Source organism: Brucella sp. TWI432 (assembly GCF_039674445.1).
Lineage (GTDB): Bacteria > Pseudomonadota > Alphaproteobacteria > Rhizobiales > Rhizobiaceae > Brucella > Brucella chromiisoli.
This window is the reverse complement of record NZ_JBDJNL010000001.1, coordinates 455481-476349: the sequence shown is the minus strand read 5'-3', so window position 1 is coordinate 476349 and position 20869 is coordinate 455481. Positions and strand designations below refer to the sequence as shown.

Here is a 20869-nt window from a genome sequence, read left to right as displayed (position 1 = left end):
CGTTTTAACCAACACTGACCCGTCTTATCGCGGCGTGTACCCAAACCCGATAGTCCGGCTTTACCGCCGGGCTTTTTTGTTGCGGCTGCGGCCGAAACTTCACGGAGAATCCAATGACTGACATTTATCTTCACGGCATTGAAACGGTCGAGCGGAATAACGGCCCCCGCCCTGTCGAAACCATCGACACCGGTATAATTGGTCTGGTCGGCACCGCGCCTGATGCCGATGAAACATTGTGGCCACTGAATAAGGTCATCCCAATCTACGGATCGAATGGCCCGGTCGTTGGTCTCGGCGCTGCCGGAACGCTTCGTGATGCTATCGAAGGGATATTCGATCAGTCCGGTCGTGTGTCGCAGACCGTTCTTGTGGTGCGCGTGCAGCAAGGCCAAACAGCAAACGCGACGATGTCAAACATCATCGGCAGCTCGACAGGCTACACCGGTATGCACGCATTGCGCACAGCGCAGGGGGAGCATGGCCTCAAGCCTAAGCTGCTCACAGCCCCCGGCTTCATGTCCATTCGCCCGGTTGACGGTGTTGCATCACTTGAACTAACGGCTGGTGGTGCTGGCTATACTGAAGCCCCGACAGTTGCGATCACTGGTGGCGGTGGCTCTGGTGCCGAAGCAGTGGCAACAATCAATTCAACCACTGGCGTTGTTGATGAAATTGTTCTCACCAAGCCGGGCTTCGGTTACACGACTAAGCCTACAGTCACCCTGACTGGTGGCGGGGCAACTACCCCTGCAACGGCTACATCAGAGCTTGGCACTGTGGCCAACCCAGTAACGGTTGAGTTCCTGACTTTAGCCAACCGCTTCCGCGCTGGTGTGATCAAGGATTCGACGGCAACCACTACGTCTGCTGCGATCCAAGACCGCCTAGACTATGACACAGATCGCCTGCTCATCGTCGAACCGCTGGTTAAAGTGTTCAAGGATGGGGAAGTGGTGAACGAGCCGGCATCGGCCCGTGTGGCTGGCCTTCAGGCTCGCGTGGATTATGAGGAAGGCTTCTGGGTTTCCCCGTCGAACCACGTTGTTGAAGGCATCGTCGGGATCTCGCGTCCTATCGAGCATTCGATCACCGATCCTGCAGCGGAATCACAGCTGCTCAACCGTAACGCGATCGCCGCGATCGTGCGCTCGCCACGCGGTGGGTTTAAGCTTTGGGGTAGTAGGGTTCCTTCGTCGGACTCGCTGAAAAACTTCTGGTCTGTGCGCCGCGCTCACGACACGATCATCGATTCCGTCGAGATTGCATCTGAACCATTCATCGACAAGCCGTTCAGCCTCCAGAACCTTACTGACATCGCGGAAACAGTTAACTCTGGTCTCCGTCGCTGGATGGCTTTGGGCGCAACACTCGGCGGTCGCGTATGGCTTGATCCCGGCTTGAACACCAAGGAATCGTGGGCGGCAGGTCATCTCTACATCAGCTATGACGCAGAGGCGCCAGCTCCGATCGAGCACATCACGTTCATGTTCTCCCGCAACACCGGTTACTACACGGTGCTTGCAGACAACGCCGCTCGTGAAATCGCCCGTATGGCTGGGGCCGCTCTCCAGACAGCATAATCAAAACCGCACGATAAGGAGATCATCCAATGCGGCATATTTTGCAAGGCTTCACCATGTTCTTGGATAGCCTCGATTTCGGTATCGATACGGAAGAAGTGGATCTGCCTCTTCCGCGTCCGATGACACAGGAATATCGCGGCGGCGGTATGGACCTTGGCGTCAATCAGGCGATGTCGGCCATTGAAGCTCTCGAGGTTACTGTGAAGATGGCGGGCCACAACCCAGACATCATGAAGCGCATGGCGCTACGTCCCGGTCGGACAACTCGCGTCACATTTCGTGGCGGCATGTTGAGTGAACTCGACGGCGGCATCATCCCTCACGTCTGCATCGTTGAAGGTGCCATAAATGGCAACTCTCGTGATCGCTGGCAGCGTGGAGAAAAGAGCGGCGTTGAGTTCATCATGAACTCAATCAAATACATGCGCTACGAAGCAGGCTCGGATGTCGTGCACGAGGTTCAGGCTTGGCCACCTAAACGCATCATCGACGGCATTGACCAGTTGGCAGAACTGAACACAGCCCTGGGCCGATAAGGCCGGGGCGCAGTGATGGAGAGTAGGAATGAACCAGGTCACGACGTCTCTCAGCAGAGAGGAAATCGCGAGGGTGGAAGCTCGCAACGCGGACAAGACAAAGAAGCAGAAAGAGGCAGCTGCGAAGTCCCCTCCTCTCATCATTGACGAGGACGGGAAGCGCCGCATGGTGCTGCCTCTGAATTTTCCCATCAAATACGACGGGGTAAGAATTGACCAGATCACCATCAGACGGCCATCGCTACGTGAGTGGCGCAGTTATATCACCGCGTGCGCCGAAGCTGTGAAAGAACATGGTCCCGGCGCGGATGATGATGTCGACATGCCATGGATGAGCGTTCCGACGATTGTCATCGGTGCTCTCGACTTCATTGACGGCGAACGTGTCGAGGCAGCGCAAGAGGGTTTTTTCGCACAGTCTACGTTACTCCCCGCGGTGGCCCCGAATGGGATCCAGACTACGGATCTGGATACGGACGAGACGGAGACGGCGCAAGAAGACCCCTCCCTGCAAACATCGGCATCTGGTTAACCTTGGCTTTCAAGGTGATGAAGGAAAGCCATGGCGGGGTTTCATTTGAATCCATCTTGGACATGACTTTCCCCGAACTCGTTGAGCTTTGGGGTGAAGCCATCCAAGTTAAATAGGTGGGCATTATGGCATCCCGTATCGCAACTCTTCGTCTCCAGCTGATCGATTCCGTAACAGGACCGTCGAAGAAAACATCTGAAGCCCTCAAAGGTCTTGAAACTGCGATCGGAAGACTTGGCAAGAACGGTGTTGCCGGGGCAAAGAACCTCGGCAACCAGCTCGACTATCTACGTCGTAAAGCAGCGGCGGTGGGCGAGTTTAGTCAACTTCGTCGCGGACTAGCCCAGACATACGGCAGCTTCCGTGAAGCTCGCGCTCATGCCAAGCGTCTCGAGGACGCATTGGCGGCCGTCACCAAACCGACGGCAAAGATGAATGCCGAAATGCGCACGGCGCGCAGTGCGCTAAAGTCTGCAACCACAGCATTCAACGAACAAAGATCAGCCGTCCGCTCCGCGGAGCAGGCTCTCAGGTCTTACAGCATAACCAGCCGATCGAGGATCAGCTCTTCTCAGCGCCGAGTCCGCGAGGAGATGTCACAAACCATCCGCAAAATGCGTGAGATGGAGCGTGAGAACCGCAAGCCGCAACCGCGCCCAGGTGGTGGTGGTGGCGGTGGTAGCCGCAGTCCCTCTGTAGCAGGAGTGGCGGCCGGCGCCGCAGGCGGATATGCGATGCACCGAGCTGGTGGTATTGCACGCAACGCCTTCATGGACACTGTATCTTACGATCAGGCTAAGTCGTATCGAGATGCGCTTGGTTACGATGTGTTTGACGCGGCCGGTAAAGCGGCAATGAATGCGCAGGCGGAGAAGATCGGTTACGAAACCCGTTTCACCAATGCTGACGTCGTAAAAGGTCAGGTTGGTTTGCTCCAGGGCGGCATCCGTGACTCCGGCGCGATTATGAACGCCATGCAGCCGATCACTGACTATGCGCTGGCTATGGGCGTGACTCTCGAAGAGGCAACGGAAACCATTCGAAGTGCGTCCCAGATACGGCAGATCCCGCTGACTGATGTGAAGAAGATCAACAGCTTCGTGGATTCATTGGTCTGGATGGCTAAGAACGCAGGAATGGATGACAGCGACGTACGCCAGTATGTCCGCTATGGCGGCGCAGCAATGCAAAGCGCTGGCCTTAAAGATCAGACTGCCAATGCCATGGGCGTCGTGTTGCGTCGGGCTGGCTATAAGGGTGACGAGGCTGGTGTGTTCGCACGTACCGCCTCAGCAAAACTTGCATCTCCAACCAACCCCGGTCGTATCGCCCTCCAGAGCATGGGGCTCAATTACGACGATTACGTAACGCAGCCGGACGCCTTCAAGGTGCGCGGCATAGCGAAGATGATCCAGGAAAACTTCGGTGTCCGTCTGACACAGGATGTCCAGGATCAAATCACCAAGTACATTGATGAGGAAACATTCTTCAACGAAGAGCTGGGTGAGGATCTGCCAGTCGGCAGCGACAGAGGCATGTTTACTTCCGGTATCATGGATCTGATCGAACCAATGTTCGGCAAGATGTCAGCCAAGGATAAGAAGGATGTGGCCAAGAAACTTGGTGACTTCCACAAGTTCAGCGCTGAGAGCGTGGATACCGAACGCTTGCTGATGGACATCCTGCAGACAGATCCAACGATCGCACAGCTCAATGCGTTCTTCACGCAGAGACAGGGCGCTCGTGCCAGTATTTTATCCAAGCGTCTGCCTGAATTTCTTCAGGCTATGGAGCTGATGAACAATACCCCGGAAGGCATCACTAATACGATTGGTGTGAAAGCGAATGAAGGCCTTTACGGTGACTTCACCCGCGCGACAGGTGCGATTGAAACCGCACTCATCAAGATGGTTGAAGACTGGGGAACTCCGATCAGCGGCATCTTAAAGTCTGTCGATCACCTTGCGTCTGAGTTCACTCAGTTAAGCCAGACAACGCGCCGGGTAATCGAAGTCATGGGTGCCCTTGCTCTGGCCGCCGGTGGTTACGCAGCGATGCGTGCCACTCGAGGCATCATCGGCCGCGTTCTAGGTTTCGGTGGTGGTGGTGCCGGGAAAGCAGGTGGCGGTAAAGGACCCGCCGTCATTCCCGGAGGCGGGAAAACTCCCCGAACTGGCGTCAAAGGCCTGGCGTCCGGTGCTCTAGGAGCCGTTGGCGTTATTGAAACGGCTCGCTATCTCGATGAAGTGAAAAAGGAACAACTCGGCCAAGAGTCAGCTCTATATGCGCCAAGCCTTTTTGACATCATCAAGCTCTATGGCATGACCGCTCAGGCCGGGGTCAACAAAGCTGAACGTGGCGGCACACCTTCATGGAAGAAATTTCTTCTTGGTGATGCGGCGGACCCAAACTTCACCCTCAAAGGCCATATGGGCGTGAAGACAAAGGCCGGGGCTGACGGCTCTGCAAATGATCTCGGCGCCATGACAGCATCGTGGCCGGCCGCGGCACAGCAGGGAATCCAAGCCTATATCCAAGCATTGTCGACGGGTGGCGCCGAAGCGGAAGCTAAGGCATCGGCTATCGGAGAGCAGATCAAGACCGAACTATCTGTTACAGGAACACCGCTCGTTGATACGGCAAGTCTGGAAAGAGCATTGTCGTTGGCTAGACAGGTTTCGGGTGCGGTCAGAGGTATAGGCGGGGCAAGCGTGTCATCGTCAGGTGGATCTCTGGATCCAAAGCTTGACGGCCGACGTGCTCTCGGTGGCCCAGTAAAAGCCGGTGGCATCTACGAGGTCAACGAACGTGGGCAGGAACTATTTTCTCCCGGCTCTGACGGCACAATCATCCCGCACAACAAGATCGGACAACTCGGTGGCGGTGGCACGACGGTAAGCGTCAGCGCACCAATAAACATCAAGGTCGAAGTTAAAAATGGCGATCCTGCTTCTGTCGAAGCCGCCATCAAAAGAGGTGTCTCGCAGGCAGCAGCGGAACTGGAAGCCAAGCTTTCAAGATCTCTGCAAACTGTTTTCGGAAACGTATCTTACGGAGATGCATAATGCTTATGGCGTGGGGACCGTACAGGTTCACAGTACCGAATTACTCGGTCGAAACAATCAGTCGGTCAGTTACGCCGCGTATGAGCGAACAGGCTGTCATCGGAGCAGCGCCGCTCTTGCATCGCCTTGGTCCGGCATCGGAAGAGATTACCCTTTCGTCAACATTTCACCCCCGGCATTTCAACGGCCGGGGGTTGGCACAGCTTGCAGGCGTGAGAGAGGCAGCGAACGCACAGACGCCTCTCCAGCTCGTGCATATGAACCCTGCAGGACAGAACATATTCGGCCAGTGGCTCGCAACGTCGGTAAGCAATGAAGAGACATTGTTCGACACCGCAGGCGTGCCGCAGACGATAACCGTGACGCTTGCATTAAAACGGTACGATAAGTCTCCAGCGCGAATGGCTGCGATCGCCCTGTCAGCTGGGGGGATCTCGCTTTCCGGTAACATCGGAGCGGATAACACGCTCAATGTTTCATTGAGGATTGGTTTCTAATGCCAGTACCTAAATTCACCATCAGCGCGAATGGCGTAGACATCACATCCCGCCTTGCTGGATCTGGCGTCTCGATGACCATCACCGACAACATTGGCTCTAAGTCTGACACACTCAATCTTGTCATCGATGATGTTGACGGATCTATCGAAGCTCCGAAAACAGGTGCCATCCTTACGCCAGTCGGTGGCTATGAAGGGCAGATGAGAAACTTCGGTGACTTCTCCGTTGACTCTGTCGTGTTCTCAGGGTTCCCGCAGCAGATAACTATTCAGGCCAAGTCAGTTGCTGCGAAGTCTCTGGCCAAGCAGCGAGAGCCTAAAGCTTTCCCGAAGAAAGATTACGCCACCTACGGCGACATCTTCTCGTTCATCGCAAAGCAGGTTGGGCTGGAGCTGGTCATATCCGAAAGCATCAAGGTGGTGGTTAACACCTACGAGGCGCAAACGGAGGAAAACTCCCTCGAGTTCATGACGCGCCTTGGCGATAAGCTCAATGCATCAATCACCATCAAGACCGGAAGAGCTGTCGTTGTCGATCGCGGTAGCGGAATGACTGCAAGCGGCGAGCTTCTCCCTGACATTATCGCTGCCCGGGGCAAGAATCTTCTCAGTTATTCTGTTTCTGAAAAAGATGAGCCGAAGCACTCGAATGTCGAGGCCTCGTATTACGACCGAGGCAAGAATGAAAAGAAGACCGTGTCCGAGGATACGGGGATGGATGGCCCTAAGTTCGTCATCCGTACGCCTCATCAGGATGCAGAGGAAGCAAAGCGCTCCGCCAAGTCGCAGGCAAAGAAGCTTGTGCGCGATAGCAAAGAGGCGACGTTTGAAATAAACGGCGAGCCTTTCGCACAGGCGGGGGCGCAAACGGTCGCCAGCGGGTGTAGATCGAACGTCGACGGGATCTGGTCCACAAAGACGGTCGTTCACAATTTCTCTGCCAGCGGAGCTTATTCGACATCTCTGTCGTGCACAGAGGCGAATGAGAAGAACTCTGCTGATGGTCAGGGCGGTAGCGGATCTGGCGGTACTCGATCTTCGACAGCCAAAAAGTCTAATCCTTCTGGTGCTACGTCACGCAGTCCGGTTGTTGAAGCCGGCGTTCCAAGCCTGACGGGCGATCCGGGTTCTAACATAGGATAGGTGAGATCATGCTGAACCGTGTCTTCACGAATATCAAAGGCGAAAAGGTATATATCACCGTTGATGGTGATAAGCTCGATGACATCGCCTACGTCTATTACGGGAAGCATAGCAAGAATACCGAGGCGCTCTTGGAGGCCAACCCGGATTCTTTAGCATTTGGTCCTGTCCTCCCGGCCGGCGTGAGGATCATCCTGCCAGCCATCCCGCAGGAAGAGCAGGCAAAAGCTTTCAAGACACTTTGGGATTGAACCCACTGTTTTAGGTCTGGCTGAATCCATAGGCCAAGACGTGTCCGCTCACTCACCTTCCACCCTGAGTGGGCGGGCTTTCCTTTAAAAATCAGGAGAATTAAATGTCGCTTGTATTAGCGCAATGGATGCCGGCCGTCCCGATGAAACGCATCATCTGTCATTGGACAGCTGGAACGCATACAGCGAATGCGACGGATAAAAAGGCCTATCACATCCTGATCCAGGGTGACGGATCTGTCATCCGAGGAGATGCATCGATCGCCAGCAATTCCGGGTCCATCAAGGATGGCTACGCAGCGCACACGCTTAACTGCAATACGGATTCGATAGGCGTTTCAATGTGCGCGATGGCTGGATCTGTTGAATCGCCGTTTAACCCGGGCAAATATCCGATCACTGCTACGCAATGGGAAAGCTTCATCAAGGTAACCGCTGAGCTGGCAGCCTTCTACAAGATCCCAGTCACACCGAAGACAGTTCTCTTCCACGCTGAAGTGCAAGCCAACCTCGGGATTACACAACGGAATAAGTGGGATGTCACTCGCCTTGTGTTTGACAAGAAAACTGGCGCCGCTGCGATCGGAGCGCTGATGCGATCGGATTTAACGCTTGCGATGTCTGAAAAGGTAGAGCCCGCGCTAGAGCCGTTCCCGAAAGGCGCGATTGTCGCGGCGAATAAGGAAGTGCCAACCAGTTCGACCAAAGCCGGAGCGCCTACTGGAAAGCTGCCGAAGGGAACCAATGTTGAAGTTTTGTTGGCCGACGGCGCGCGCGTCCAGATCGAAACACCTGCAGGCTACAGTGTGTGGGCAAACCGCGCCGATCTAGACCTGATCGACGGACCAAAAACCGAAGTCGACGCTGTGCCAAACCCCATGCGCGATATGGCCAAGAAGCTTCGAGATCTTGCTGACGAGATGGAAGCAACAATCAAGTGAACACAGCGGCCGCTTTAGCGGTCTTTTTTTATGGAGAAAATCATGATCAGCAAAGCCCTCGCCTTCCTCGTCTTGTCTGTAATCGCAATTCTCATTGCGCCACTTATCGCTGTAGCCCAAGAGGTGGCGGATAAAACGACGGTCGTGCATTTCGATTCCTTGATTGCCGAGTTCACTCCTTATTTGCTGGCATTCTTCGGTGCAGTAATCACCGCCGCCATCACCTGGGCAACAAAGAAGCTGAGCGATTGGACAGGCATCACCATCGAAGCCAATCACCGCGAAGCGCTGCAATCAGCTCTCATGAACGGTGCGCGCTACGCTGTCGCAAAAGCCACTCCGAACGGGGTGAAGGTTGATTTGCGAAATGCAGCACTCGCAAGTGGCGTCAAGTTCGTTATCGATTCTGTGCCAGACGCCGTAAAGTATTTCGGTCTCACTCCTGAAGATCTTGAGCGTCATCTGGCTCCAAAGGTCTCTGCGGTCATAAGCGACAAATGAGTTCGCTCTCGATCCTGACCCTGCTCCTGAAGCTCGCTGCGTATTTCGCGCGGCGAGCCGAAAGGTCCGACATAGAGAAAGCCGTCCTCAATGAAATCGAGAACATCCATTCCAAGCGTGTTGATCGCGCTGTCGCTGCTCGCGACGACGTTCTTGCTGGTCGGGTGCACCCCGAACTTGACGACGAGTTCCGTCGGGACTGAGGCAGGAATCGCAAAAGATGTTTGCCGAGCCTGGCAGCCCGTCACTTATTCTAGTGTCGATGCACCACAGACGCAGTTGGAAGTTCGCGCGAATAATGCTGCGAGAAAAGCCTATTGCCTTCCGGGAGAGCTACCATGAACGATGCATCTCTCATCTCGGCCGGCAAGAGCCTTATGGATTATGACCCTCTCTTAGGCTCGCTGCTCGTGATTATGATGGCGGCCATTGTCGCCATGTTCTTTTGGGCAAAATCCATCCTCAAGGAAAAATCCGAAGCGCAACAAGCGCATTTGGAGGACGTCCGTAAATTCGCATCCGAAAGCGAAGCGACACGCTCGATCGTAAGCGCAAATACCGAGCAGATCCGCGCTACTGGCGAAGCAGTTGTGAAACTGGCGGACCAAGCTCGCAACAATGCTGAGGGCATCGCAAGATTGTCCGAGCTCGTTCGGGAAAGGATTCGCGTATGAGCTTCTCAACGTTTCTCGAAAAACTAGCGATAGGTCCGAAGGCGGTTAAGCAGCGCCGAAATCTGGAAAGCGAGCTTTCGAATGAGCGTGAGCGCCTTCAGTCTACACAACAAGAATTACAGGCCGAGGTACGCCAGCATGAGCAGATAGTAACGTCTGCGAGCCGCGTCCTTCGCAACATGACCCACGCAATGATCCTAGTGGAGGCTGACAGTGGCAAACGTAAAAAATAATCGCCTCCTGTGGCTCGCCTTTTCGATCGCGTTGGCGTTCTGGATGTTGGCGCCCTTGGTTCCTAATCCCTACCTCTCAAGCGCGCTATCGTTTGCTTTGCTTTGCGCATCGGTAATGACTTTCTACCAGTATACGCCTCCTGCCTACCGAGTCTTGTTCAAGCAAGAAAGACATTACGGACCAGACGGAGGACGAGGTAGCCACTTAGCTGTAGTAGCCGTTTTCCTTTTCGCCATAGGTTCAGCTTCTTCAGGGATGTATGGACTTTGGTGGAACTTCAACGGTCAGCCGCCGGACTGGATTGGCTCTGCACAATCGCAATTCGGCCGCGCCTGCCACATAGCAGCGTTCAGTCTGATGCAAATCAGCCCTCAGATAACGACGGACGGCCTGAAGATCAAAGCGCAATGGTGGGTCGTAGCGATCATTTCCACCGTGTTGCTACTAATAGGCTTTTACTTCGGAATGCATTTTCAAGCTGTCGAGACCTCTGGAACGTCCCTACTCACGCAACCAGTTTAATAATTTATCATCCCAAGGATATTGCCCCGGCGCTTCGGCGTCGGGGCTTTTTTGCGTTTTACTCATCGGGATCAGTACCAGCCTCGCCGCGGAGAATCCCGTCAACGACAATAGATAGCGCTGTCTGTGCCTCTTGTTCTGACCAACCTGCATTGACGGCGTCTGTTACCACGTCGTTCCATTCGACCTGTTGGGTGGCTCTTAAGCCTTCCCTGATGGCAGTCGGCCGACCGTTGCCACTCAATAGCTCCCTGTCGAAACGATCGGTGAACCCCTCGGCCATGTCCTGTTGGCAATCGATATCCCGATCTGAATAGTCACCTGCTTGCTTCGGTCCTCTCATTCCGGCACCTCCTCCATTGTATCTTCACCTTGATAGCGACTGGAATTGACGTTCGTGGATACTCTCCATGCCTGAAGTACGTCATCATTTGCGGGCTTAAGCAAATCCGTACGCGGTTGGGCGAGCCAATCACGCCAATCTTTTTGATCAAGTATAACGGGCATGCGATTGTGTATGCGTTCCATGAAGGCATTCGCGCCGCACGTAATGATCGTGCAACTTTGGACCTCTTCGCCAGTGCTGCGATCTTTCCAAGTGTCGAACAGTCCTGCAAATGTCAGCGGCTTGCCGTCAGTAGCCGAAATGAACCATGGCTTGCGGTCGGACTTATCACCTGTCCATTCGAAGAAGCCGGAAGCAGGGATCAAACAACGGGTTCGTTTAATTGCGTTTCGGAACATCGGCTTTTGTTCAATGTCTTCCGCCCGAGCGTTGAACGTTGCTGGCACGCTTTTCAAATCCTTTGACCACCATGACGGAACCAGCCACCAACGCATTTCAGAGTATGCGAGACTCTGTCCGTCCTGTGTAATGACGCCAATCTGGGTCGTAGGGGCGATATTGTACCGAGGCTGAAGATTGCGCGGCGTGGAAGGAATAAGATTATACATGGCATGTATCTCAGCCCAAGTGTATGTCTGGGTGAAGCGTCCGCACATGCTTATCCCTCCCCGTGAGACTTCAACTGTTCTTCGATAACGTTACGAGCCAATTCATATATAGGGCCGCAGTCAGGTTCGTCAGCCTGACTAGTTTCCAGCAACAATAGCGCATGCTCGTACATTTCACGCTCGTCCTCATCGGATAGTATCGCCTTACGCTTGAGCAGAGAGACTAATGCTGCAAAGGTCGCGGTCGAGGAAAGTAATGTTGCCGCGATACCGTCGAAATTCTCCATGAGCCATGATCCTTAACGTGTGTCATTCACAAGATCACACCAATTCTCGACGTAGTCCACTGGCGCTGTATGAATGATCAGCCTATATAGCTGCCGGCGGTGATGCTCGCGATACAATGGAAAGGTATCCGAGATGGGGACTTACGGTCTTCCAGTTTATCACGATATGGAATTTCACATTGAGCAGTGGGACGATCATAATCTCCACGTGCAACAGCTTCTTCTTTGTTCGGGCAATGCGCTTTTCGCACTTGCAGCCTGGGATAAGGTTGTGGAGCTTCGGGGTACGCGACGGCTATTGTTGCGGCACAGAGCCCGGGTTTTAAAGCGACATACACCCGATCATTTGAAAGCCAGCGATCAAGCCACTAGAGGCTGATTGCATCCGCCTCACCGTATCTGCCCAGCTTGCAACTTGATTTGGCTAGATGCATGTTGCCGGTGGGCAAAAGGTGGCGCCGATGAAATCGGTCAGCGCCGACGTGAGGGGGAGTTCATGCTTAAAGTTGCAGTAGCATTATTGTGTTTGATCGCCTGGCCGGCAGTGTCGGCCGATTTCAAAGGCAAAGCTACCGTCGTCGACGGCGATACAATCATTATCGAAGGTATGAAACAACGAGTGCGCTTGTACGGGATCGACGCGCCTGAAGGCAAGCAGCCTTGTCTGAATGAACTTGGAGACCGCTATCTGTGTGGATCGAAGGCTGCCGACGCCCTGGCAGAAATTATTGGAAGGAATGGCCGGGCTGCGTGCGAGCAACTGGACACTGATCGATATGGCCGCGCGATAGCTGTTTGCTTCGTTGATGGCGTCGATATCAATCAAGAGATGGTCAGACGTGGTTGGGCGGTAGAGTACACGAAATATTCTGACGGCCGTTATAGCGTAAACGAACAGGAGGCACGATCTTCCAAGAGAGGGCTTTGGAGCGGTGAATTTCAAATGCCATGGGATTGGCGTAAGCAGCAGCGAAACCCTGAACTGCAACCCGCCGCATTGACGGCACCGCAGACAACATCGCCGATCGTGAAAGCAGCTCGAGCGAGCTGTAAGGCAGCTCGTTCATGTAAGGAAGCCGTGATAATGTGGTGCAACGGATACAGCCAGGCGGACAGAGATGGCGATGGTATCCCTTGCGAGAACGTGTGCCGCACATTGGACGAAGTCGAGCAGATCAAAGAGGAAGTAGACTGCGGCAACTGAAATCAATGTGGCAGAGCGCCCCTTATCCACAGGGGCAATCTGCAAATATTGAGACTATCTATTGAGTGTGTTAGGTTAAATTAATTGCTGATTTTTGTGCCACATTTTGCAATACATTACGCGCCCCACCGCACAAAATTCGTCGCCAGTTTTCCAATCATTTCAATTAGTTAGAAATTGGTTTGGAGCATTTCGGGTGCGCCATTTCTTTTTCAGTAAATAATTGAAAATATTAGAGATTTCCCTTAGTGGGGATGTTTCTTTCTCCAATATTTCCCCCAATACATTTTGGTAGCCTTGAAACCTATCTGGAATTTGCCGGAATATGATCTGTTATGCGGCGGCATTTTAGCGCTCTCTGCCTTGTCGAAAAAACATCAAATACGCCAGAAGCGGAACCTTCAAAACCCTCAAAACCCCATCCCCGCTCGCACTGCTCAAAATGGACACCCAGTAAATCGTAGTATTTTAGTGAAAGCCATGAAAACGGGTGTCTCCAAATTTGGAGAGACCCTCTCCAGCTTAGGCTCGCGTGATGACCGGAATTAAATCGGTGTTTCTCTGGCGATATGATGTCAGATAAATCGGTGAAGCCTCGCGCGTGCGCGCGTATTGGTCCGCAAATTCAGCGCTGTGTGACGCTGTTAGGTAATGCGCATGCGGAGATGATGATAAAGGCAGAGAGCGAGAAGTTTGGCGGTTATCAATCGCTCCAAAAATAAAACCCCGCAGTAAGCGGGGTTGAAACACAAAGAATCGAAACTTTAACTAACCGGTCTCACTCGCCAAGATTTGCGAGATGCACGATACATCAAGGCAGTCAGCGGTAATTGTAAGGCTATCCAAAACACGACTGGCACGTAACCTGACCAATTCGCTAGGAAACCAACGGAAATAATCAAACTCAACAAAACGGTTGAGAACAGAAGAAACCGCTTACGACGATATTCAGCGCCGCAGCTTAAACATTTCAAACCCTCTTTGCAGGCTTCATCGCCACATCGTCCGCAATTCATCGCAACTCTCCCAGAGACTGACAGTGATATCGTTAGCAAAAATAAAATGGTGTGTCACGATCCGCCACTACACCGTTTTGATTAGCGCGCACAATAATCCGATATAATCGTGGTTGTATGGCGTCGAGATTATACCGGCAGGAATATAGGGGTATGCGCAACTTTGCGCAGACCCATCCTTAAAATTCAGGAGACCCAGTAGAACTCCATGACGCTCGTGACGTTCGTCCATTTGTTAGCCGTTGATAATCAGGTGCTATAGTGCAAACTGAAATCGTTGATGAATTAACATGAGGATACGCCAACATGAGTGATACGCCAAAGAACACCCCATTCGACGGACCTCAGTTGCAGGGCGAGCATTATCACCGCGCAGATATGTCCAGCACCAATTTCGACGGAGTAAATCTGTCAGAAGCACGATTCTACGCGGTTTTGAGCAAAGCGAAATTCAATGATGTAAACATGACCGGCATAAGCATCACAAACGCTAACATGACTGGTATTACCATCAGCGGCGTCACACTTGTGGATGCCGACATAAAGGATGCGGATCTGACAGGAATGCGCATAAATGGCGTTCTCGTTTCCGCGCTATTTGAAGCGTACGAAAAATTGAATGCACCTGACTAATGAGGAAGTAAGAATGACTGACACAGCTAGGTCGCGTTGACAAAGTGGATTCCAAAATCAACTAAAGCATGATTCAAGACTGTCTTTTAGGAGGCAGTGATGGTGCGTGGTGATCTTACCGATGGGACGCGCTCTTGGCTTTATCCTGACAGGCGGAGAAGCTTCGGATTACAATGCTGTCGCAGAATTGATGTCTATACCTGTGAAGAAGCCCAGACTATTGCTGGCTGATAAAGGGTATGATGGCGATAGTTTCGGAACGCTCTTGCGTGCAGTGGCATAAAGCCCGTTATTCTGCCCAAAGCGAACCGGAAAGACCCGCCCGCCTGTGACTTCCGAGCTTACAAAGATCGCAACCGCATTGAGCGTATGTTCAACATACTAAAACAATTCGGTCGCATTGCCACACGATAAGATAAAACCAGAAAATCTTTTGAGGCGTTCCTCGCTATCGCAGCCGTCAAAATACGGCTACCTCACTTTGTCAACATAACCTAGGCCAAGGCACTTTTCGTGCCTCAGCCTTTGATTTTTTCTCTCTGTTTGCAGATCAGATAATCAATGATGCATCATCTCATGCGCAATAGCTTTGCCGCTGAGTGAAGAAGCATAATATGTTGGCCAGTTCGTAACTTCTTTAAGCAAAGCCGCACGATCATTGCCCCAATAGAGGTGATAGTGATCAGCCTTTTCTGGTGCGATGCGGTGATCACTAAACTGCATATAGTCAGGCGCTGTGCTATCGCCTTCGACCTTTTTAAAGATAAAGCGAACGCCGCGATTGCCCTTGGCATAGGTTAGAATCTCATAGCCATCGCTTACATATTTGCCAGATGAGGCCTTGCCCCCTGTATAAAAGGACACTTCATCACCCTTGATAACGATACGGTCAACATCCGTCCGATAACCGATTTCATAATAATCGCTGTATTCTTTGGCACTCTTATCGCCATGCTCTGCCTTATGCGCAAATACCGCATCAAGCGTGCCATCCTTCAGATGGGGATAGACTGACTGCCAATCGCCCTCCCAATCGGACAACTTGCGGTCTTTGACCTGATTATCCTCGAAATAGCCGTTGTAAACATTCTTATCCTGCTTAGGGGCGTGATCATGAGAATGATTGTGACTGGACACCGCTTTTTCCTTTGTCTCTGCCAGGGCCGGAGCTGAAACAGCCATAGCCGCGCAAAAGCCAAGCGAAGCAAGTAATTTTACCATATTTGTTCTCTCTCTTGCATCAATTTGTTATGTAATATCGTTACATAATTGGCATAAGCGCTCCTATCGCGGCTGACAAGCCTAACGTTCACTCGGGCGGCAATTTATTGGGTTTTTCTGCACAAAAGAAAATGCGAACCTGTGCAATATCAACGATAACGCAAGCGTGCGTTCTGTGATCAAGCAAGAGCAATTTCGATTGCAACTTAGATAAACAAAAACCCGCAACTTGCGGGCTTTATCTTATTCCGGCTTTGGCTTGCTGTCCGAATGTCCGAGATCACGATCAGGCCAGACTAGATCGCGCACGCGCTGCTTCAACACCTTGGCTTCGGGAAAACCACCATCACGCTTGCGCTCCCAGATCAATTCGTCCTGACCGTTCTGCATATAAAGATGGATTTCAAACACGCCACCGGTGCCGGGCCGCAGCGCCACCTCACTCAAGTCCTGTCCGAACGTTTGCAACAACTCCTGCGCCAGCCACGCTGCCCGCAGCATCCAATTGCATTGCGTGCAGTAGGTGATGGAGATTGCGGGAAACATTTTCAGTACCTCCGTCTTACTTCGTTCCGGTCACCGTAACAAAGACTCGATAAACCTTGTCAAACTTCTCAATATCGTATGGCAAATCAGGCAAATCAGCAGGAAACTGTCCCACGCATTTTCGCCATAGTTTCACATAAGAATTGCACTTGGCCCAGCCTCTCTTGGATTCTTTACCACGAAGCTTCAGAAAATTGACTTTGATGGCATTTCGGTCGTCTGATGGGAAAGTACTCAGCTTTTCAACAAAGGGATAAGTTGCTCCCGCATAATCCAGCAAAACTTGCGCAGATGACTTCTTCAAGATGAAGGAATATGCATCTTGCGCGGCGTTTTCTAGAGCAGGCAAGTGATAATCCAACCACTGCCAAGCTTGCTGCTCTTTCGTTCGGCGGCTTTCGTCTTGCTTCTCTGATCGGTTCACAAAAAGATTTAGGGCTGAGTTTAAGAACTCGATTGCAGCTCTCAGCAGTCCAAACATAAATATCTCCTTTAAAGATAATAAAGTAATATTATAAAAAAGAAGAGGCGCCGAAGCGCCTCTTTAAAACAAACCCAGGATCAATCATCACCCATCTTGAGGGCCTGAATGAAGGCCTCTTGCGGGATTTCCACCTTGCCGAACTGGCGCATGCGCTTTTTGCCTTCCTTCTGCTTGTCCAGAAGTTTGCGCTTACGCGAAATATCGCCACCGTAGCACTTGGCCGTCACGTCTTTGCGCAGGGCCGAAATGGTTTCGCGCGCAACGATACGGCCACCAATGGCTGCCTGAATCGGTATCTTGAACATATGCTGCGGGATCAGCTCTTTGAGCTTTTCACACAACGCGCGGCCACGCTTTTCAGCAGCCGAACGGTGAACCAGCATCGAAAGCGCGTCAACCGGCTCTTCATTCACCAAGATCGACATCTTAACCAGATCGCCTTCACGGTAATCCGAGAGGTTATAGTCGAACGAAGCATAGCCCTTCGAGATCGATTTCAGGCGATCATAGAAATCGAACACGACTTCGTTGAGCGGCAGATCATAGGTGATCATCGCACGCGGGCCAACATAGGTCAGATCGATCTGGAGGCCACGACGTTCCTGACAGAGCTTCATGATCGCACCGAGATAATCATCTGGCGTCATGATGGTTGCGCGAATCCACGGTTCTTCAATCGCTTCGATCTTGACCACATCCGGCATATCAGCCGGATTGTGCAGCTCTTTCTGCGAACCGTCCTGCATATTCAGGCGATAGACAACCGAAGGCGCCGTCGTGATCAGGTCGAGATCAAACTCACGCTCAAGACGTTCCTGAATAATTTCAAGATGCAGAAGCCCCAAGAACCCGCAGCGGAAGCCAAAACCCAGTGCCGCAGAGGTTTCCATTTCAAACGAGAACGACGCATCATTGAGACGCAGCTTGCCCATCGCAGCGCGCAGGTCTTCAAAGTCGGCAGCATCAACCGGGAACAATCCACAGAACACAACCGGCTGCGCAGGCTTGAAACCGGACAGAGCCTTTTCGGTCGGGCGGCGGTCTTCGGTGATTGTATCACCGACGCGGGTATCCGCCACTTCCTTGATGGAAGCGGTGATGAAGCCCAGTTCACCCGGTCCGAGTTCATCCATCTGAACCATTTTCGGCGTGAAGACGCCCGTGCGTTCAACCGGATATTTCGCGCCTGTACCCATCATGCGGATGGTCTGGCCCTTTTTCAGCACACCGTCGATAACGCGAACCAGCACGATAACGCCCAAGTAACTGTCATACCAGCTATCCACCAGCATGGCTTTCAGCGGTGCGTTACGATCGCCCTCTTTCGGCGGCGGCAGCTGCTCGACGATCGCTTCCAGCACATCAGGAATACCGAGGCCAGTTTTGGCCGAGATCATCACGGCCTTGCTTGCATCAATGCCGATCACTTCTTCGATCTGGCTCTGAACCCGCTCAGGCTCGGCTGCGGGAAGATCGACCTTGTTCAGAACCACCACGATCTCGTGGTTGTTGTCGATGGCCTGATAGACATTGGCCAGCGTCTGCGCTTCCACGCCCTGTGAGGCATCCACCACCAGAAGCGAACCTTCGCACGCAGCCAGCGAACGCGAAACTTCATAGGCGAAGTCGACGTGTCCGGGGGTGTCGATAAGGTTCAGCACATAGTCCTCGCCGTTCTTCGCCTTATAGGTAAGACGAACGGTCTGGGCTTTGATGGTGATGCCGCGCTCGCGCTCGATATCCATCGAGTCGAGGACCTGGTCCTTCATCTCACGCGTGTCCAGCCCACCGGTCAATTGAATGAGGCGGTCGGCCAGCGTCGATTTGCCGTGGTCGATATGGGCGACGATCGAAAAATTGCGAATATGGTCAAGTGGTGTGCTCATGCGCGCGATTTACCAGTAAGCCGCGAAATCTCAAAGCGGTATTGCGCGTTTAATACGGGAAAAGCAGCCTTTGTCGCAATCGTGACAACAAGTCCCCTTTGCGTTGTTGCCAAAAGGCGATAAATCACCGTCAGAAAACATGCCGTAATCATCATGTCCGGCACTATAATAAGGCTTTCATGCAGGAGTTCAGGATGAAGACCGAACCGAACGAAGTTCACAACAGACCAAAACTGGTCACCGTTTTCGGCGGCTCTGGCTTTGTTGGGCGCGCGGTCGTAGCCAGCCTCACCAAGCGTGGCTATCGTGTGCGCGTTGCCGTGCGCAAGCCGGAGATTGCTTATTATATGGCGCCACTCGGCAATGTCGGCCAGATTCAGATGGTTCAGGCCAATGTACGCCATCGCGGCTCGGTTGAGCGCGCCATCATGGGTGCAGATCACGTCATCAATCTCGTTGGCATTCTTGCTGAAGGCGGCAAGCAGCGCTTCAACAGCGTTCAGGTGCTGGGTGCAAAGAACATCGCCGAAGCCACAAAGGCAGCGGGCCTCAAGCTGACGCATCTTTCGTCACTGGCGGCCGATGCCAATTCGAAGTCTGACTACGCCCGCACCAAGGCAGAGGGCGAAAAGGCGGTTCTTTCGGTCCTGCCGGATACAGTTATCCTGCGTCCGTCGATCATTTTCGGCCATGAAGACCGCTTTTTCAACCGCTTCGCCAATATGGCGCGCTTCTCGCCGTTCCTGCCGGTTATCGGCGGCGGCGAAACAAAACTTCAGCCAGTCTATGTCGGCGATGTTGCGGAAGCTGTTGCACACGCCGTTGATGGCAAGCTGACACCGGGTGCGGTTTATGAACTGGGCGGTCCAGACGTACAGCCATTCAAGAACTGGATGAAAGATATGCTCGGCGTCATCGCCCGCAAGCGCATCATCGTCTCTATGCCCTGGTGGGTGGCTCGCCTTCAGGCATCGGTTCTTAGCTTGCTGCCAAATCCTTTGCTCACCAATGATCAGGTGACATTGCTGAAATCAGACAATGTGGTTTCGGAAAAAGCCACCAAGGAAGGGCGCACGCTTCAGGGCATGGGCATTCAGCCAGAAGCGGTGGATGCAATCCTTCCCGCCTATCTCTGGCGCTATCGCGTTGCCGGTCAGTATACCAAGACCGGGTTTGCGTGAGTATCGATGCAGATAAGACAAAGGGGCCGAAAGGCCCCTTTTCTTTTATGCGCTCTTTTCGGCTTACCCCCAAATCAATAGGGCAGCCATTCCAAGTGCGCCGACGATCAGACGCCACCATGCAAACAGTTTGAAACCGTGGCGCGAGACATAATCAAGTAGGTGCTTCACGACGAATACGCCTGAAATAAAGGCCATAATGAAGCCAACGACAATCTGTGCTGTGTCGTTGAACGAGAGCATGCTGTGGCTTTTATAAAGGTCATAGGCAAAAGCGCCGGCCATGGTTGGCATGGCGAGGAAGAATGAAAACTCCGCCGCTGATCGTTTGTCAGCACCGAGCAGAAGCGCACCAACAATGGTCGAACCTGAGCGCGATACGCCGGGGATCATGGCAAGGCACTGCACAAAGCCAATCGCCAGACAAATCGGCAGCGGATAATCCATCACATCGCGATAACGCGGATTGAGATTCAACTGATCAACCCACAAAAGAATGAAACCGCCAATGATCAGCATGATGCAGATCAGCATCGGTGTTTCAAACAGCACGCTCTTGATAAAGCCGTGTGCCATTGCGCCAATGACAGCGGCTGGCAGAAACGCCACCAGAATACCCAGTACAAAGCGGCGTGTGCGCGCATCACGTGGGAAATCGGTCAGGATTTTGAGAAGCTTTGCCGAATAGACACTCAGGATTGCAAGGATCGCACCGAGCTGAATGAGCACTTCAAAGGTCTTGCCAGTTGATTCAAAGCCCAGAAAATGGCCGATCAGCAGCAGATGGCCTGTTGAGGAAACGGGGATGAATTCCGTCAAACCTTCGATAAGACCGAGAAAAGCGGCTTCCAGAAGATTATAAATTTCCATGAAGTCAGTACCTTAGAAGGTGGCAGGATAAAAATGGCGCATCTTGACGAGCTGTTAAGCATGAAAGTGCTACACTAAGCGCTCCCAGCGATTGCTTGTCTCA

24 protein-coding genes and 1 pseudogene are annotated in these 20869 nt (G+C 52.7%); 17 read left to right on the top strand and 8 right to left on the bottom strand.

Translation table 11 applies throughout. From position 1 onward, the window contains the following. The first annotated feature begins 113 nt into the window (after positions 1–113). From ABE527_RS02265 to ABE527_RS02205, 13 genes are all read left to right on the top strand, one after another. Entirely contained in the window at positions 114–1583 is a 1470-nt protein-coding gene (locus ABE527_RS02265) for a phage tail sheath subtilisin-like domain-containing protein (protein ID WP_499695969.1), read from the top strand. 29 nt (positions 1584–1612) lie between these two features. After that, entirely contained in the window at positions 1613–2122 is a 510-nt protein-coding gene (locus ABE527_RS02260) for a phage major tail tube protein (protein WP_499695968.1), read from the top strand. A gap of 28 nt (positions 2123–2150) precedes the next feature. After that, positions 2151–2654 carry a phage tail assembly protein gene (locus ABE527_RS02255; protein ID WP_499695967.1) on the top strand — a complete coding sequence of 168 codons (504 nt, stop codon included), beginning with the start codon at positions 2151–2153 and terminating at the stop codon, positions 2652–2654. A 125-nt stretch (positions 2655–2779) separates the two neighbouring features. Then, positions 2780–5719, top strand: coding sequence for a phage tail tape measure protein (locus ABE527_RS02250; protein WP_499695966.1), 2940 nt, complete (start codon positions 2780–2782; stop codon positions 5717–5719). Further along, positions 5719–6216 carry a phage tail protein gene (locus ABE527_RS02245; RefSeq protein WP_499695965.1) on the top strand — a complete coding sequence of 166 codons (498 nt, stop codon included), beginning with the start codon at positions 5719–5721 and terminating at the stop codon, positions 6214–6216. The genes ABE527_RS02250 and ABE527_RS02245 overlap by 1 nt, the downstream gene beginning before the upstream one ends. Further along, positions 6216–7361, top strand: coding sequence for a phage late control D family protein (locus tag ABE527_RS02240; RefSeq protein WP_499695964.1), 1146 nt, complete (start codon positions 6216–6218; stop codon positions 7359–7361). The genes ABE527_RS02245 and ABE527_RS02240 overlap by 1 nt, the downstream gene beginning before the upstream one ends. Before the next feature lie 8 nt (positions 7362–7369). Next, on the top strand, positions 7370–7612 hold the full coding sequence (locus ABE527_RS02235) for a tail protein X (protein WP_499695963.1): 243 nt from the start codon (positions 7370–7372) through the stop codon (positions 7610–7612). Positions 7613–7716: 104 nt separating this feature from the next. Further along, positions 7717–8553: a peptidoglycan recognition protein family protein gene (locus ABE527_RS02230; RefSeq protein ID WP_499695962.1), complete on the top strand. Its 837-nt coding sequence runs from the start codon at positions 7717–7719 to the stop codon at positions 8551–8553. Between the two features lie 42 nt (positions 8554–8595). Then, entirely contained in the window at positions 8596–9054 is a 459-nt protein-coding gene (locus ABE527_RS02225; RefSeq protein ID WP_499695961.1) for a hypothetical protein, read from the top strand. Beyond that, positions 9051–9257, top strand: coding sequence for a hypothetical protein (locus ABE527_RS02220; protein ID WP_499695960.1), 207 nt, complete (start codon positions 9051–9053; stop codon positions 9255–9257). Before ABE527_RS02225 ends, ABE527_RS02220 begins: the two co-directional genes overlap by 4 nt. A gap of 135 nt (positions 9258–9392) precedes the next feature. Continuing rightward, the gene (locus ABE527_RS02215; protein WP_499695959.1) at positions 9393–9728 is read left to right on the top strand and encodes a hypothetical protein; all 336 of its coding nucleotides are present in this window, start codon (positions 9393–9395) and stop codon (positions 9726–9728) included. Beyond that, on the top strand, positions 9725–9961 hold the full coding sequence (locus tag ABE527_RS02210) for a hypothetical protein (RefSeq protein WP_499695958.1): 237 nt from the start codon (positions 9725–9727) through the stop codon (positions 9959–9961). The genes ABE527_RS02215 and ABE527_RS02210 overlap by 4 nt, the downstream gene beginning before the upstream one ends. After that, positions 9942–10484 (top strand): hypothetical protein, encoded by a 543-nt coding sequence (locus ABE527_RS02205; protein ID WP_499695957.1) that lies wholly within the window; start codon positions 9942–9944, stop codon positions 10482–10484. The genes ABE527_RS02210 and ABE527_RS02205 overlap by 20 nt, the downstream gene beginning before the upstream one ends. A gap of 58 nt (positions 10485–10542) precedes the next feature. Here ABE527_RS02205 and ABE527_RS02200 read toward each other — a convergent pair whose 3' ends face one another. Genes ABE527_RS02200 through ABE527_RS02190 form a run of 3 tightly spaced genes read right to left on the bottom strand, consistent with a single transcriptional unit; the run spans position 10543 to position 11725 of the window. Next, positions 10543–10827: a hypothetical protein gene (locus ABE527_RS02200; protein ID WP_499695956.1), complete on the bottom strand. Its 285-nt coding sequence runs from the start codon at positions 10825–10827 to the stop codon at positions 10543–10545. After that, positions 10824–11486, bottom strand: coding sequence for an SOS response-associated peptidase (locus tag ABE527_RS02195; protein WP_499695955.1), 663 nt, complete (start codon positions 11484–11486; stop codon positions 10824–10826). Before ABE527_RS02195 ends, ABE527_RS02200 begins: the two co-directional genes overlap by 4 nt. Before the next feature lie 2 nt (positions 11487–11488). Continuing rightward, complete coding sequence (locus tag ABE527_RS02190; protein ID WP_499695954.1) at positions 11489–11725, bottom strand: hypothetical protein; 237 nt, start codon at positions 11723–11725, stop codon at positions 11489–11491. A gap of 496 nt (positions 11726–12221) precedes the next feature. Between ABE527_RS02190 and ABE527_RS02185 the strand changes: the two genes are divergently transcribed. The 3 genes and pseudogenes from ABE527_RS02185 to ABE527_RS02175 all read left to right on the top strand — a co-directional run. Further along, positions 12222–12929, top strand: a complete 708-nt coding sequence (locus ABE527_RS02185; protein WP_499695953.1) for a thermonuclease family protein — start codon at positions 12222–12224, stop codon at positions 12927–12929. Between the two features lie 1322 nt (positions 12930–14251). Continuing rightward, positions 14252–14578, top strand: a complete 327-nt coding sequence (locus ABE527_RS02180) for a pentapeptide repeat-containing protein (RefSeq protein ID WP_499695952.1) — start codon at positions 14252–14254, stop codon at positions 14576–14578. A 124-nt stretch (positions 14579–14702) separates the two neighbouring features. Beyond that, positions 14703–15076 (top strand): annotated as a pseudogene (locus ABE527_RS02175) (transposase); the annotation flags it as partial. 60 nt (positions 15077–15136) lie between these two features. On the opposite strand, the gene ABE527_RS02170 reads toward ABE527_RS02175, so the two are convergent. From ABE527_RS02170 to lepA, 4 genes are all read right to left on the bottom strand, one after another. Next, positions 15137–15799, bottom strand: a complete 663-nt coding sequence (locus tag ABE527_RS02170) for a ZinT family metal-binding protein (RefSeq protein WP_499695951.1) — start codon at positions 15797–15799, stop codon at positions 15137–15139. Positions 15800–16042: 243 nt separating this feature from the next. Further along, on the bottom strand, positions 16043–16345 hold the full coding sequence (locus tag ABE527_RS02165; protein WP_265982892.1) for an Rdx family protein: 303 nt from the start codon (positions 16343–16345) through the stop codon (positions 16043–16045). A 16-nt stretch (positions 16346–16361) separates the two neighbouring features. Further along, positions 16362–16826 carry a hypothetical protein gene (locus tag ABE527_RS02160; RefSeq protein ID WP_499695950.1) on the bottom strand — a complete coding sequence of 155 codons (465 nt, stop codon included), beginning with the start codon at positions 16824–16826 and terminating at the stop codon, positions 16362–16364. A gap of 80 nt (positions 16827–16906) precedes the next feature. Then, on the bottom strand, positions 16907–18715 hold the full coding sequence (lepA, locus tag ABE527_RS02155; protein WP_265982889.1) for a translation elongation factor 4: 1809 nt from the start codon (positions 18713–18715) through the stop codon (positions 16907–16909). 194 nt (positions 18716–18909) lie between these two features. On the opposite strand from lepA, the gene ABE527_RS02150 reads away from it, so the two are divergent. Then, on the top strand, positions 18910–19896 hold the full coding sequence (locus ABE527_RS02150) for a complex I NDUFA9 subunit family protein (RefSeq protein WP_499695949.1): 987 nt from the start codon (positions 18910–18912) through the stop codon (positions 19894–19896). 63 nt (positions 19897–19959) lie between these two features. Here the strand turns inward: ABE527_RS02150 and ABE527_RS02145 are convergent, their stop codons facing one another. Next, entirely contained in the window at positions 19960–20766 is an 807-nt protein-coding gene (locus ABE527_RS02145) for an undecaprenyl-diphosphate phosphatase (RefSeq protein WP_265982887.1), read from the bottom strand. Between the last annotated feature and the right edge of the window lie 103 nt (positions 20767–20869).